Below are 13240 nucleotides of genomic sequence, written 5' to 3'. Positions count from 1 at the left end.
CATTCATTGTGCTGAAAAAGGCGGACTGCGAGGTCCGCCTTCGCCGTGTCTGGCTTAGCTTTCTCTCGAGAGGCAGTCCTTCATGCTGTTGGCAATACCGTGCATGAGGTCGAAATAGAGGTCCGGCCCGGCATCGAGCGTGGCGGCCTCGGGATCGAGGACGCCGGCCTTCGCCTTGGTTCCCTCGATCACGACATCGACCAGTCGCGGCTGGAACTGCGGTTCGGCGAATACGCAGGTGGCGCCGAGTTCACCGACCTTCTTGTGAATCTCCGCAATGCGTTCCGCGCCGGGGATCGTTTCAGGGCTGACGGTGATCGAGCCAGCGACCCGCACGTGATAGCGGTTCTCGAAATACTGGTAGGCGTCGTGGAAGACGATGAACGGCTTGTCCTTGACCGGTGATACGATGCCGGTGATTTCCTTGTCCAGTGCGTCGAGCTTGTCGTCCAGCGTCTTGGCGTTGGCCTGGTAGGTGAGGGCATTGGCGGGGTCGGCTGCGACGAGAGTGGTGGTGATCTCGGCAGCCATGGCCTTGGCATTCTGCGGATCGAGCCAGAGATGCGTGTCGAATGCTCCATGAGCGTGGTCATGATCGGCGTCGGCGTGATCGTGCCCATCGCTGTCATGGTGATCTGCATCGTCGTGGTCGCCGTCATAGTGCGGCTCGAAGGCGCCGCCTTCGCGGAACTTGAGCTTGGTGAGCCCCGGCGCCTTGTCGAGCTCGGCGACGACGGCGTCTGACCCGATCGCCTCCAGAGGCTTCTCCAGAAACGCTTCGAGCCCGGGGCCGACCCAGAACACCACCTTGGCGTTCTGCAGCGCCCGCGCGTTCGATGGCTTCATGTTGTAGGTGTGCGGCGAGGCAGCGCCATCGACGATCAGTTCGGGTGTGCCGACCCCCTGCATGATCGCCGATACCAACGAATGAACAGGCTTGATCGAGGTGACCACGACAGGCGCATCCGCCGTTCTGCCCGCCTCGGCAAAGAAGATGGCGGGGACTGCGAGGGTAAGGGCCATCGCGATTTTCATCGGTGTACTCCGCTTGAATTGCAATTGTAATGTTATTACATCAATTGCGTTATGCTATAACGTGTGCGATAGCAAGTCGCAACAGCACATTCGGAAAAATGATGTTCCCTCCCGCAAATTCCGAAGCCAAGCCATTGGTCTCGCTTTCCAACGTCGGCGTACGCAGAAACGGCCGCTGGCTCGTCCGCGGCGTGGATTTCTCCGTCTCGCGCGGCGAGATTGTCACGCTGATCGGCCCGAACGGCTCGGGCAAGTCGACGACCGTGAAGACGGCGATCGGCGTCTTGAAGCCCGACGAGGGAAAGGTGGAGCGCGCCGGCGGCCTCAAGGTCGGCTATGTGCCGCAGAAACTGGCGATCGACTGGACGCTGCCGCTCACAGTGCGCCGGCTGATGACGCTAACCGGACCGCTGTCGGCCGGTGACATGAACGAGGCGCTCGACGCAGTCGGCCTCTCGCATATGCTGGACGCTGAGGTGCAGCATCTCTCGGGCGGCGAGTTCCAGCGGGCGCTGATGGCGCGCGCCATTGCCCGCAAGCCGGATCTGCTTGTCCTCGACGAGCCGGTGCAGGGTGTCGATTTCTCCGGCGAGATCGCCATCTACGACCTGATCAAGACAATCCGCAACACGACGGGCTGCGGCATCCTCCTCATCTCGCACGACCTCCATGTGGTGATGGCGGCGACCGATACGGTCATCTGCCTCAATGGCCATGTGTGCTGCCGGGGAACGCCACAGGCGGTGACGCAGAGCGCCGAGTATGTGCGCCTGTTTGGCAGCCGCGCCGCGCAGTCGCTGGCCGTCTACAGTCATGACCATGATCATACGCATCTCCCCGATGGCCGCGTGTTGCATGCAGATGGCTCGGTGACGGACCATTGCCACCCTGATGATGGCCATCACCACGATCATGCCGGGCATCACCATGCTGGCCACACTCACACGGCACATGATCATGGTCACGAGCATCATGACCATGCCCACCATCATACGGCCGATGACGGGCACGGGCATAAGCAGCCGGCGGGAGAGCGCCATGTTTGACGATTTCTTCGTCCGCGCCATCCTCGCAGGCGTTGGCCTTGCGCTGACAACCGGCCCGCTCGGCTGCTTCATCATCTGGCGGCGCATGGCTTATTTCGGCGACACGATCTCGCATTCCGCACTGCTCGGCGTCGCGCTGTCGCTGCTGATGCAGTTCAACCTGACGCTCTCGGTCTTCATAGTCGCGGCCGCCGTCTCGATCCTGCTGCTCGTGCTGCAGAAGCGGCAGGCGCTCTCGGCCGATGCGCTGCTCGGCATCCTCTCGCATGCGACGCTGGCGATCGGGCTTGTCATGGTCGCGTTCATGAGCTGGGTGCGCATCGATCTCATCGCCTTCCTGTTCGGCGACATCCTCGCGGTCTCGAAGACGGATATTGTTATGATCTGGGGCGGTGGCATTCTCGTGCTGGCTGCGATCGCCTGGCTTTGGCTGCCGCTTCTCGCCTCCACCGTCAATCCCGAGCTCGCAGAGGCCGAAGGGCTGAAGCCGGAGCGGGCGCGGCTCTTCTTCATGCTGCTGATGGCCGTCGTCATCGCCATTGCCATGAAGATCGTCGGCATCATGCTGATCACCTCGCTGCTGATCATCCCCGCGGCGGCGGCACGGCGCTTCGCTTCTACGCCGGAGGTGATGGCCGTCTTTGCCTCTCTGATCGGTGCCGTCGCGGTTGTCGGCGGGCTGTTTGGCTCCCTGACCTACGACACGCCCTCCGGGCCGTCGATCGTCGTCGCAGCTCTCATTCTCTTCATACTCAGCCTGCTGCCCAAGCTCGGGCGGCGGCAGACGATCACGGAAGGACAAGGCTCATGAGCGCACCGGCACTGACCAAGAACCAGGCTCTGGTCTTCGATGTTCTCGAAAAGGCCGACGGGCCGCTCAGCGCCTACACCATTCTCGACAAGCTGCGCGACCACGGATTTCGCGCGCCGCTGCAGGTCTATCGGGCGCTGGAGAAGCTGCTCGAATACGGCGTCGTGCACCGGCTCGAAAGCATCAATTCCTTCGTCGCCTGCGCCCACCCCGGCGATAACTGCCACAGCCACGGCATCGTCGCCTTTGCGATCTGCGAGAGCTGCGGCCAGGTGATGGAGTTCCACGATCATGAGGTCGACCACCGGCTGATGCACTGGACGAAGGCCAAGAAGTTCAAGGCCGAGAAGACGACGATCGAGATCCGCGGGCAGTGCGAGGCCTGCGCGGCGTAGCGGTTGGCTTCGACAAAGGGCGAGGTGGCTGGCTCGATTAGCTGTGGTGCAGGCTCGCATTTCCGACATCCTACTTTTCTCGTCCACGTTTACGCTTGCTCTTTGCCTTATCGTTGGAAGTCTGATCGGTGTTCTTGGTGCCACTGACGTATTGGATGGCGGCGACCCAGACAAACAGCAATCCAAGAATCTCATCTCTCGTCAGATCTAGCGAGTAGAGAGCGATTAGGAGGTTGAGAAGGTGTGTGGTCATTCCGGTGTCCCTTTTGAAGCGCTGGGCACCTTTTTGCTCGCGTGGCGAATTTGACGCAAAGCACAGGTGTCGGACACATGGTCAAGCACTTTGGGGATCGTTCAGTGCGGAATGAGACGGAATACCTCGCTGTGTTGGAAATCAACAGGTTCAGACTGATTCTGATATGCAGATCTGAATACTCGTCGAGTTAAATGCGGACTTTTGGCGCTATTATTCAGTCAATCCAGCCGCTTTAGATCCCGTGCAAAACGCTGCCAGTTGGCGACATATTTTTCAGCCGCGTGGCTGAGGCCCTTGATTGCATCCGCATCGAGGGTGCGGATGGCGCGGGCCGGCGAGCCGACGATCAGGGAATTGTCGGGAAACTCCTTGCCCTCGGTGATCAGCGCATTGGCGCCGACGAGGCAGTTGTTGCCGATCCTGGCGCCGTTCAGGACCGTGGCGCCCATGCCAACAAGCGAATTATCGCCGATCGTGCAGCCGTGGACGATGGCGTGATGGCCGATGGTGCAGCCTTCGCCGATCGTGACCGGATGTCCGGGATCGGTGTGCAACATTGCGCCTTCCTGGATGTTCGTCGCCGCGCCGACCGTGATCGGCTCGTTGTCGCCGCGCAGCACCGCGCCGAACCAGACGCCGACATCGGCGCCAAGCGAGACCTGACCGATGACATGGGCACCCGGTGCGATCCAGTAGGTGCCGGGTGCCGGCAGATCCGGGGTCAGTCCCCCGAGGGCGTAGACAGGCATGGACGTCTCCTCTCAGGCCACCTTGACCGACAGGGAGGCGACACCGTCAATGCCGCACTCGACGCGGTCGCCTTTGGTCACGGCGCCGACGCCGGCAGGCGTGCCGGTCATGATCACGTCGCCGGGTGCCAGGATGAAGAGCTTCGAGAGTTCGGCGATGATCTCCGGCACCTTCCAGATCATCTGGTTGAGGTCGCCATCCTGGACGCGCTTGCCGTTCAGCTCCAGCCAGATCCGGCCGACCGAGGGATGGCCGAGCTTCGCCGCAGGGACGATCGGCGAAACGGGTGCGGAATATTCGAAAGCCTTGGCGACCTCCCAGGGGCGACCGAGCTTCTTGGCTTCGGCCTGCAGATCGCGACGGGTGAAGTCGATGCCGACGGCGTAGCCGTAGATGCAGTCGAGCGCCTTGTCGGCGGCAATGTTCTGGCCGCCGGCCTTCAGCGCCAGGACGCATTCGACCTCGAAATGCACATCGCTCGAGAGCGGCGGGTAGGGAAATCCTTGCCCGCCGGCAGCAGGTTGTCGGCGTTCTTCTGGAAAAAGAACGGCGGCTCGCGGCTCGGGTCGTGGCCCATCTCGATCGCGTGGTCGGCATAGTTGCGCCCGACGCAGTAGACGCGGCGCACCGGAAAGGCCTCGGCGGTGCCTTCGACGGGAAGAAGGACGGGTTGCGGCAGGGGGATGACGGTCGCGGAAAGGGACATTGCAGGCTCTTGCTGTTCATGACGTCAGGCATCTTAGACGCAAACGCTGCGAGGGGGGAAGCGCGGTTCGTCATCGTCGCGGCGATTTGGCAGCGCATCGCCGCATTGCTGCCCTGCGCCCGGCAAACTGGCATTTCGCCCGCCTTTGCGCTATGAGCGCAGCATGAGCACATCCAATTTCTACGCCGAGGCCCTGACGTCAGGCCAGCCGATCTTCGCCGTTGCGCCGATGATCGACTGGACGGACTTGGCCTGAGATATAGGCCTTCGGAAGGCGTGTCGTACTTCCTGTCGTACCAACTGAAAAGCCACCGGCTGGTGAGACCGGTGGCGCTCTGTGGTGGCTTGGTATAAAAGAGGCCAGCGGGTTTCTCGCTGACCGGCGCGCAAGATCGCGCCCTAAAACTCGTTTCGCTTCAAACTGGTAAAATAGAGCCAGTCGCGGTTGCCGCGGCGGTTGTTGCACTCTTTGCAGGCCGCAGCGAAGTTGTCTCTGTTGTCCCTGCCGCCGTCAGCCTTGCGATGAAGATGTTCTAGCGTTGCGGCTTGGGGACGTGAGCGCTCACGCGGCTCGTAGCTGATCGTCATGAAGCGACGGCAGTAGCAGCACATGCCGCCTTGCCGGTGAAACAGAATTAGCGTGAAGATGCGTCGTGTCTCGGTATTCATCGGTCGCTACCAAGTACTCGCCCCGAACGGTTCGATGCGGTCGATCGGCGCAATACATTGTGATGTCGTAGAGCTCTTTGCCAATGGCTGTCAGCTGGCGGCCAGTAATGACTGCGCGATCGCCGTGGAAATCGACCTGTTGGCCGATGCGAAATTCGAAGGATCTTCTTCTTCCGAGCAAGCTGCGCGGGAGCTGAATTCTTCCTGTGTGGGTCGCTTCTGCAGACATCTGAATTACTCCTCGTTGCGTTTCTGTACCGATGTGTTACACCGTGGAAAGAACTTACTACCACGTAATAACTGTGTCAACACAGTGTAATAACTTTTTTTTACAGGGTAACAATAATGAACCCCGCGCAACTTCGGATGGCTCGTTCGGCGCTCAAGATAGGCGTTCGAGACCTTGCCGCTATGGCTGGTGTCACCACTGCCACCATCACACGCTATGAGAATGAGCGCGGTGGCTTGAATGCCGTGACGCGCGACAAGATAGCGGCCGCGCTAGAGAACGCTGGCGTCTTGTTCATCAAGGATGGCCGCGGTGACGGGGTCATCAAACTGAGCGAGCACGCAATGGCGCGGGCCGAGAGTGAGCAGAAATGAAAACCGCTCTCCCCGTCGGCTTGCTCATTATCCTCACCGTGGCTGTTATCCTTGTGGGCGGCATCCGGATCATCACAATCCCGCCTATGGCCAACACTCCAGAAGGCCGCACGCTCCTGGTGCGCAACCTGCACGGCCATTCCTTGATTGTCAGTGCTGACCGGATCTGCGGAAAGGATGTGACGCCGGGTTGTCGCGCCGGCGCCCTGGCTGGCCTCGCGGCGGAAGCGCAGGTTGTCCTGCGGCTCCCGCACTTCCCGCCGCTGGATGCACTGGCCGGCAGCTAGGCAGCAACCGCACACGGCGGCTTCATGCCGAGATTGTCTAGCACGTCGGCAGTGTAGGTCAGAATGCTGTCCGGCCCTATGGTGCAGACGTTGGTGAAGCCGCCAACCACGCTGTTGTTCTCGGCCTGGTGCCGAACAAGATCGATCATCTTCCCGACGGGGTCAGCTGCGAACGCGTCGAACACGGAATGCTCCACCACAGGCGTAACAAGTACACCGCGCTCGATGTCCTCGATTTTCCCGTCGGTGTTAGCCTTGGAGATGATAAAAGCGGCTGGTCCTTCCTCGCTCCAGCCGGCAACCACTACTTCGGTGTCGTCGATGCCGAGCGTGCTGTAGTGGGCGGCCATGAATGCACGCGCCGACTCGTAATCAAATGCGTGGGTGGCAATTGTGCTGGCGACATTGCCAAGCGCGCTTAGCTTCCCGCGGGTTGCAACGGCTACTCTCATATGAGGGATAGGGATCACCTTTGCGGCGTTGAAGTCATGGCCAATGTTGGCAGGCATGCCGGCCTTGCTGTCGGTGATGATTGAAACATCCGTCTCGCGGACGATTATGTTAATTGCGGTCAAAGTTGAATTCCTTTCGTGATGGCTGATACGGCGATTGCGCCAACTACTTTTGCAATACCCAATGCAGTTCCAGCGCCGAAAATGGGCGAAAAGAGCGCTGTAAAAAGCGGGCTGAAAATGGGATCCTGATTGACTTGGGAGTACATGCTGCCGGGCTGCGCTAGCCCGTACTGCCAAAGGCGCATTTGATGATGATGTGACATTCCCTATCCCTTCTGGGCACTCCATTGATCTTGCATCTGGCCGAACCCGCCGCGGCGCATTCTTTCATTCTGCTCGGCTAGCGCCTCACCGACGCCTTGCTTGACCAGCATTCGGACGTGGTCATCGCCGTTGGCGCCGGAGACGTTGACGTTGAGCGTGCTGGCGTTATTGACGGTGGATGCTCCGCCACTCCCTTTAAGCGACGGCGCCACTGGGGCAGTGATCAGTTTGTGGTTCGGGATTACCTGCGCGCCTTGCGGCAGGTTCACAATTTCCGGACCCCGCTCGCCGACGACACTGAGGCCGCCGCGCCAATTGTCGGTGCCGTTGGCATTCTTGCCGATACCGGAAAAGATACTGCTGAAGAGACCACCCAGTAGCCCGCCGCCCGCCTTCACTGTGCCACCACCGAAGAGCTGATCAAGAGCGGAACTCAGCATTGTGTCAGCTACACGAGCCAAGGCGTTGCGGAGAGCGTCGGCTGCCGAAACGCCATGGATAAGGTCAGAAACAAAGCCTCCGACAATTTCCTTGCCGGCGTTGGCCAGTTCCGCAGCTTTCTGTGCCGCTTCCTCTTGGCTCTTGCCGAGCTGGCGCGTCCGGGCCTCGGCTTCGGCCATATTCGCCGCAAGTTCCTTGAGGCTGTTGACCTGTGCGGGGTTTAGCTGAATTCCGGCTTCCTTGGCGGCATTTAGCAGTTCCTGCTCATACCGAAGCTTCGCAGCCGCCTGTTCGGTCATCCCGAGAGCGTCGGCCTCCAATCCCTGCTCAGCGACGAACTGTTGAGCCTTGGCGATAATGTCATCATAGGCTTTCCCGCGGGCTTCCAGATCCTTGGTCTTGTCGGCCACGTCCTTCGACCGCGCGTCGGAATCCTCAATATGCCAATCCTCGTTCGACAAAGGAAAGGAGAGGCCGAAGCGGCTAGCATTCTGATGCACCCAATCCTTCGCTGCTGAGCTCCCATATCCAAGGTCGGCGGCGTTGCCTTTGTTGTGCTGGCTGTTGCCAGGCGGGGCCACCCACTTGCGCGCTTCGGAAACGGAGCCGTATTTCTCCAACGCCTGTTGCCACAACTGGGCCTGGCGTTCGTTGGAACGGAAGCCGGAGTTGATCTTGATCTGATTGGCTAGCTCGACGGGCAGCGCCGCGAAGAGCTTTTCAAGCTTACTCTCAAATGACGAAGACATTCCGCTGATAGAGCTGGCGTCCTTGCCGGGCGCGAGAAACCGCGAAAGGTCCGCCTTGCCGCTACCCGTGGATCCAAAACCGCCGGGCGGAGCAACGGGCGGTGTCCAAGTGCGGTCGGTGGGGCGCTGTGCAGCCTTCACGCGGCCGTTGATCACGTCGACAATCTTGGCTTCTTCCTCGGCGACCTTCCTTAGCTGCGCCTGGTAGGTCTCAATCGCGCGCGTTCGGTTCCGAACCGACAACGTGCTATTGTTTTGTGCCTCGAGGATTTTGTTCTCAAGCTCAAGCCGCTGCTGGCCGAGTTCGATCTGGCGATTATCCAGCGTTTTGGTCTGCTGGTTCTGGAAGTCGCGAAACCCGTCAATGAAATCAGCCAAGCTGTCGGCTGCCGAAACGATAGCGCTTTTCAAGTTCATGCCAACGGTGTTGCTGATGGCGTTGAACCGGCGATCGATCTCCTCAGCGCGCCGAATAAGGGCGTCGTCCATCACAAGGCCAAGGGCGTTCGCCTCCTTTGTGGTGGCGCGGATGCCTTCGGCCCCTTGGTTGATGAGCTGCACGAACTTCTCGCCACCGGTGCCGCCGAAAACCTCATCGGCGATACGGATCTGTGCGGCTTTGTCGAACTGCTTTAGCCGGCCGATGATTTCGGCAAAAAGCTCACTTGGATCCTTTAGCTTTTTCGCAAGGGTCTCGGAATTGTATCCAAGACGCTGAAAAGCCTCCGCAGCCGAGCCCTGGCCGGTCACAATGAATTCGTCGGCGCGAAGGTTCAGTTCCTTGATGCCGTCGGTAAGCGAGTCGATTCCAATACGGTTCTGCTCAGCAACGTACTTGAGCTCTTGGAACGCCTTAACGTTGATGCCGGCGACCTTCGCCTGGTCGCCGATTTCAGCAACGCCCTTGGCAATAGATGCTAGGCCGGCAACAATGCCGGCGACGCCACCGGCCGCAATGCCGCCTAGGCCAATCTTGCCGAGAGCGCCGTTGACCTTGTCGACTGCCGACGTGATATTGGATTCAAGGGAAACGGCAAACTTCTTGGTGCGCGCCTCCATCACGGCGCTCTGTTTGTTCACATTGGCGGCGGCGCGCGCCATTCCCTTTTCGAGCTTGTCGACACGCGCCATGACGTCGACGACAAGCTTTTTTTCTTCATTCGCCATTGCGGCTCCTTAAACGGAATAAAGGTCTGGATCGTCCGGCGCGTCATCATAGGAAGAGCGGCCAGTGGCATTCGCCACCGCTCGCGCAACCGCCATGATGCTGGCCACCGTCGGGTCAATGCGGTCGGATGAGCGGTCTTTGTTGGGTTTGCGGTTCTCGTTCGCGTCGCGCTGCATCACCGTGTTTCCAACGGACCAGCGGAGAAGCGGGTTGCCCCCATGGACTAGGCGCCTGGTCATCATCATGTCCTCGAAGTCGACGACCGGCTTCGCGAAGTTCATGATGCCCTGACTGAAGAGGTTCACCGGAATGCCGGAGCCCTCAAGCGAGGCCACCATGTCGCGCGCCATATAGGGGTCAAAATTGACCTCCTCGACCGTGAACATGTCAGCCATCTTGCGGACGTGCGATTCAATGTAGCTGTAGTCGACGATGTCGCCGGGACAGACTGTGAGCCAGCCTTGCTCGGCCCATAACGGATACGGAGCGCCATCACTATCAGCGCGACGCCGTAGCTGGGCCTCAGGCGTGAACGATTGGACGTGCAAGGCAAGGCGGCCATCATCAAGTTCGATTGCCGTAGCCACTGCCGAGAGGTCGATGCGCTTGGACAGGTCAACGCCAATCCATGCCCGCCTACCTTCCCAGGAAGACAGATCCAGCTCGCCGGCGTTCTCATCCCAGATACCGAGATCCCATTCGGGATTGGCGGCGCCGTCCAGCCAGATATTGAGGTGAAGCTGGCGAAACATCTCGCGGTCAGCTGGCCGGTGCTCCGCCTCGCGCACCATCTGCCGCATACCATCGATATCAGGGTACGGAGGAGTGCAAGAAAGCCCAGGGTTTACACGGTGCCAAACCGCCTCATCACGCCAATCTTCATCCTTGTCGGCTTCGAAGAGAATGGGCAGGAATGCGTCATCTTCAATAACGCCAGTCGCCACCTTCTGCGCGTATGAGTACATATCATAGGCGACATTCTCCCGACCGATACCGGCTGTGGTGGTGACGACCAGAAGAGAGCCCGGCGTCTTCACAAGGCCCGTCTTAATCGCATCCCAGAGGTCGCGCTTTTTCCACGCATGCAGTTCGTCGACCAGTGCAAACACCGGTGTGCGGCCGTGAGCCGTAGCGGCGTCTGCAGACATAGCGCGGTAGAAGGCAGCGGATTTCCGGTGGTTGATCCGGTTCTTCGTGTCTTGGACCTGAAAGGCTTCCTCCAGCCGCGGATGCGCGCCAATGACACCCTTCATCTCTTCTAGGGCGATGCGAGCCTGGTCACGGTCTACCGCAGCTGAAACCACCTGCGAGCCGGGGATGCGCTCCGGGCCGAGATGAAGCATTGCCAGAGCCGCGCCCAATGTGGTTTTGCGGTTGCCTCGCGGAATGAGCGCAAACACGGTCTTGATACGGCGGGTGCCGTCTGGTTTGGTATCGCCGTAAACCTTGCGAATTATCCGGTCCTGCCAGCGGTCCAATTGAAATTGACGGCCAGGCAAACTCGACTTGGGATGCCGAAGAGCCCTTAGAAAATCGACGGCCCTCTGACCTTTTCCGTGAGGATCTGGAATTGGAGAGTTGTCAAATACCCACGCGGGGTAGCTAGATATCCCCGAGCCCGTCGGCGTCGTCGTTGCCAATGGCGCCTCCTGAATTCTTGCCACGGCTTGCCGGCGTCAAACCGAGCTCTGCGGCTAGGCGGCGCGAAGCCTCAACGGCCTCTTTCACAAGCATGGTGGCGGGGTGTCGTTTCAATTCACCGGTTGGTGACACATATGTAGGCCCTTGGTCGGCCACGATGGCTTCGGCTTGCCGCATGTTCGCTACGGCAAGGCAGTAGGCTTCGACGGTGCCAAGCTCATGTTCGGCAATCTTCCGGCTGCTCACCAATTGAGGAACCACCCGCCGCCACTCTGCCTTCCCATGAGCTGGAAGCCACTTCGGCGGAGGAGGTGCCTTCGAAAGCGCGCCGTCCAGCGCCGTGACGGCAGCCTTGCGGCCCTTCATGCACCCACCGCCACGCAGCGAAGTTCGAGTCCACGGCGTCGGCCGATTTCCTTGATCTGCTTCAGATTGTAGGTAACGCCGTTGTGGATGACGGTCATGCTGACATAGACCCCATCAATGAAGCGGGTGCGAAATATCTTCAGGCGCTCGGTCGATGCGCCATAGTTTCGCATGAATTCGTCGGTGCTCTCCTCAATGATCTGCGCACGCAAGGTGGCAAATTCTGTCTCCTGCGGCACTAGGTTTCCGTAGCCGTCGTCGACATAGGTCGCCGACCACAGGACTATGGTGTTGTCCAGCTTTCCTGATCTCACGTGACTGGCTCCCATGCGCGCACAATGAATGTCACCACCCCGTGACTGTGTTCGCCACCGGGGTCGCGGAGATAGCGGGCGCCACCAAACATGAAGTTGAGTTTGAAGCCGTCTAGCTCGGTAGATAGGCGACGCAACGCCCGCCGCATTTCGCCGGCAATGGATTTGCAACAAACAAGCCCGTCCTCCACCGCCCAGACGTGGAAATCGAGCGAAACCTCACTGGTGTCGGCGCAGTCAATGTCATCGCTGTCCACCATGGCGTCACCGACTATGACGCAGGGGAAGACTTCCGGCCTTTGATTGCGGTCAAAGATGTGCAGCGGCGGCACGATGTCGGTGAGGTCTTGATAGCCACGCATTGCGACCACAGCGGCACGCTGAGCGGCTAGAGATACTTCGGTCATTTCTTCCCCCACGCCTTGTCAATGGCCTTGCTGATGGCTCTGTCTATGCGCCTCTTCACGCGCTTTTTCGTTGTATTGACGGCCACCCACCAGAAGCTGTTCCGCGCCATCTTCACGGTTCCATATTCCTGATACAGAGCGTGGTCGCTGTCCGTGAACACCCGCACGCTGAGCTCTCGCTCGCCGGCTTCTTTGCGGATGCTGTCGCGCAGATCCCCGTCATCAGATGGCGCTAGGTAGCGTGCGCGCATCATGATTTCGGTGGCGCCTTGGTCGATGGCTGGCTCTATGTCGCGCTTAACCTGGGCCGGAATGGATTGAAAAAGGCGGGCAATTTCCGCCGCGTCCTTGGTCACTGCCATGAGTAATTCCGACGGTTGCGGATCACGTCTTCAACGCCGTTCGGCGCAGCCTGGATGGTGACGCCAACCACGGTTGACTCGCGGTTCTCAAACGCGTGCGCGGCCTGCTGCTTAACGGCATCAACCAGATCCGCCGGCACTTCATCCGGAAATTCGGTTTCGATTTCATAGCCGAGATATTGCTCTATCCATGCTTGAGCGGCGGCAATTTTGCCCTCAATCAGGGTGTTGTCAGCATCATCGGTCACGCCGAGATGCGCTTTCATTTCGTCCAGCGTGACGACTGCCATGAGATGAAATCTCCAATTTGGATTTATTGCGAAGATGTGGGCGCGGGTGGTAAGGGCCGAATGGGCCAAAGTTGATTACCCACCCCCTTCATGTGATTTTTTAAACGTGGGGGTTGCAACAGCGCGCAGCGTTTACCACCTGTTAACTGCGACGTCGGGGTCGCG

General features: G+C 59.8%; 19 protein-coding genes and 1 pseudogene. 5 read left to right on the top strand and 15 right to left on the bottom strand.

Annotated features, from left to right (window positions below):
- Positions 1 to 54: 54 nt before the first annotated feature.
- Positions 55 to 1035: a zinc ABC transporter substrate-binding protein ZnuA gene (gene znuA / locus FZ934_RS07970; RefSeq protein WP_153270625.1), complete on the bottom strand. Its 981-nt coding sequence runs from the start codon at positions 1033 to 1035 to the stop codon at positions 55 to 57.
- A gap of 101 nt (positions 1036 to 1136) precedes the next feature.
- Here znuA and FZ934_RS07965 point away from each other — a divergent pair, with 101 nt between their 5' ends.
- The 3 genes from FZ934_RS07965 to FZ934_RS07955 are packed head-to-tail and all read left to right on the top strand — an operon-like array spanning position 1137 to position 3287.
- Positions 1137 to 2081 carry an ATP-binding cassette domain-containing protein gene (locus FZ934_RS07965; RefSeq protein WP_153270624.1) on the top strand — a complete coding sequence of 315 codons (945 nt, stop codon included), beginning with the start codon at positions 1137 to 1139 and terminating at the stop codon, positions 2079 to 2081.
- Positions 2074 to 2892: a metal ABC transporter permease gene (locus FZ934_RS07960; RefSeq protein WP_153270623.1), complete on the top strand. Its 819-nt coding sequence runs from the start codon at positions 2074 to 2076 to the stop codon at positions 2890 to 2892. Before FZ934_RS07965 ends, FZ934_RS07960 begins: the two co-directional genes overlap by 8 nt.
- The gene (locus FZ934_RS07955; protein WP_153270622.1) at positions 2889 to 3287 is read left to right on the top strand and encodes a Fur family transcriptional regulator; all 399 of its coding nucleotides are present in this window, start codon (positions 2889 to 2891) and stop codon (positions 3285 to 3287) included. Before FZ934_RS07960 ends, FZ934_RS07955 begins: the two co-directional genes overlap by 4 nt.
- Positions 3288 to 3357: 70 nt before the next feature.
- Here FZ934_RS07955 and FZ934_RS07950 read toward each other — a convergent pair whose 3' ends face one another.
- The 5 genes and pseudogenes from FZ934_RS07950 to FZ934_RS27765 form a co-directional block, all read right to left on the bottom strand.
- Entirely contained in the window at positions 3358 to 3540 is a 183-nt protein-coding gene (locus FZ934_RS07950) for a hypothetical protein (protein WP_153270621.1), read from the bottom strand.
- Between the two features lie 221 nt (positions 3541 to 3761).
- Positions 3762 to 4292, bottom strand: coding sequence for a gamma carbonic anhydrase family protein (locus tag FZ934_RS07945; protein ID WP_153270620.1), 531 nt, complete (start codon positions 4290 to 4292; stop codon positions 3762 to 3764).
- 12 nt (positions 4293 to 4304) lie between these two features.
- Positions 4305 to 4999: pseudogene (locus tag FZ934_RS07940) on the bottom strand (fumarylacetoacetate hydrolase family protein).
- 399 nt (positions 5000 to 5398) lie between these two features.
- Positions 5399 to 5587, bottom strand: coding sequence for an HNH endonuclease (locus FZ934_RS07935; protein WP_246737879.1), 189 nt, complete (start codon positions 5585 to 5587; stop codon positions 5399 to 5401).
- Positions 5562 to 5897, bottom strand: coding sequence for a hypothetical protein (locus FZ934_RS27765; protein WP_194273816.1), 336 nt, complete (start codon positions 5895 to 5897; stop codon positions 5562 to 5564). Before FZ934_RS27765 ends, FZ934_RS07935 begins: the two co-directional genes overlap by 26 nt.
- Positions 5898 to 6013: 116 nt before the next feature.
- Between FZ934_RS27765 and FZ934_RS07930 the strand changes: the two genes are divergently transcribed.
- The gene (locus FZ934_RS07930; protein WP_246737855.1) at positions 6014 to 6271 is read left to right on the top strand and encodes a helix-turn-helix domain-containing protein; all 258 of its coding nucleotides are present in this window, start codon (positions 6014 to 6016) and stop codon (positions 6269 to 6271) included.
- The gene (locus FZ934_RS07925) at positions 6268 to 6558 is read left to right on the top strand and encodes a hypothetical protein (RefSeq protein WP_153270618.1); all 291 of its coding nucleotides are present in this window, start codon (positions 6268 to 6270) and stop codon (positions 6556 to 6558) included. The genes FZ934_RS07930 and FZ934_RS07925 overlap by 4 nt, the downstream gene beginning before the upstream one ends.
- On the opposite strand, the gene FZ934_RS07920 is transcribed toward FZ934_RS07925, so the two are convergent.
- From FZ934_RS07920 to FZ934_RS07880, 9 genes are read right to left on the bottom strand one after another with little or no spacing between them, the layout of a single operon-like run.
- Positions 6555 to 7133, bottom strand: coding sequence for a hypothetical protein (locus tag FZ934_RS07920; RefSeq protein WP_153270617.1), 579 nt, complete (start codon positions 7131 to 7133; stop codon positions 6555 to 6557). The two genes, FZ934_RS07925 and FZ934_RS07920, sit on opposite strands and share 4 nt — an antisense overlap.
- Positions 7130 to 7336 carry a hypothetical protein gene (locus FZ934_RS07915; RefSeq protein WP_153270616.1) on the bottom strand — a complete coding sequence of 69 codons (207 nt, stop codon included), beginning with the start codon at positions 7334 to 7336 and terminating at the stop codon, positions 7130 to 7132. Before FZ934_RS07915 ends, FZ934_RS07920 begins: the two co-directional genes overlap by 4 nt.
- Positions 7337 to 7339: 3 nt before the next feature.
- Positions 7340 to 9694: a M15 family metallopeptidase gene (locus FZ934_RS07910; protein WP_153270615.1), complete on the bottom strand. Its 2355-nt coding sequence runs from the start codon at positions 9692 to 9694 to the stop codon at positions 7340 to 7342.
- Positions 9695 to 9703: 9 nt separating this feature from the next.
- Entirely contained in the window at positions 9704 to 11335 is a 1632-nt protein-coding gene (locus FZ934_RS07905) for a terminase large subunit (protein ID WP_246737854.1), read from the bottom strand.
- Positions 11298 to 11702, bottom strand: a complete 405-nt coding sequence (locus FZ934_RS07900; protein WP_153270614.1) for a phage terminase small subunit P27 family — start codon at positions 11700 to 11702, stop codon at positions 11298 to 11300. Before FZ934_RS07900 ends, FZ934_RS07905 begins: the two co-directional genes overlap by 38 nt.
- Positions 11699 to 12016 carry a phage head closure protein gene (locus FZ934_RS07895; RefSeq protein ID WP_194273770.1) on the bottom strand — a complete coding sequence of 106 codons (318 nt, stop codon included), beginning with the start codon at positions 12014 to 12016 and terminating at the stop codon, positions 11699 to 11701. Before FZ934_RS07895 ends, FZ934_RS07900 begins: the two co-directional genes overlap by 4 nt.
- Positions 12013 to 12423, bottom strand: a complete 411-nt coding sequence (locus tag FZ934_RS07890) for a DUF3168 domain-containing protein (RefSeq protein ID WP_153270612.1) — start codon at positions 12421 to 12423, stop codon at positions 12013 to 12015. The genes FZ934_RS07895 and FZ934_RS07890 overlap by 4 nt, the downstream gene beginning before the upstream one ends.
- A complete protein-coding gene (locus FZ934_RS07885) occupies positions 12420 to 12785 on the bottom strand; it encodes an HK97-gp10 family putative phage morphogenesis protein (RefSeq protein WP_153270611.1) in 366 nt (121 codons plus the stop codon). The genes FZ934_RS07890 and FZ934_RS07885 overlap by 4 nt, the downstream gene beginning before the upstream one ends.
- Positions 12776 to 13075, bottom strand: a complete 300-nt coding sequence (locus FZ934_RS07880) for a head-tail connector protein (protein WP_153270610.1) — start codon at positions 13073 to 13075, stop codon at positions 12776 to 12778. The genes FZ934_RS07885 and FZ934_RS07880 overlap by 10 nt, the downstream gene beginning before the upstream one ends.
- Between the last annotated feature and the right edge of the window lie 165 nt (positions 13076 to 13240).

It is taken from the genome of Rhizobium grahamii, from assembly GCF_009498215.1.
Classification (GTDB): domain Bacteria; phylum Pseudomonadota; class Alphaproteobacteria; order Rhizobiales; family Rhizobiaceae; genus Rhizobium; species Rhizobium grahamii_A.
This window is presented reverse-complemented; position numbering and strand designations above follow the sequence as displayed.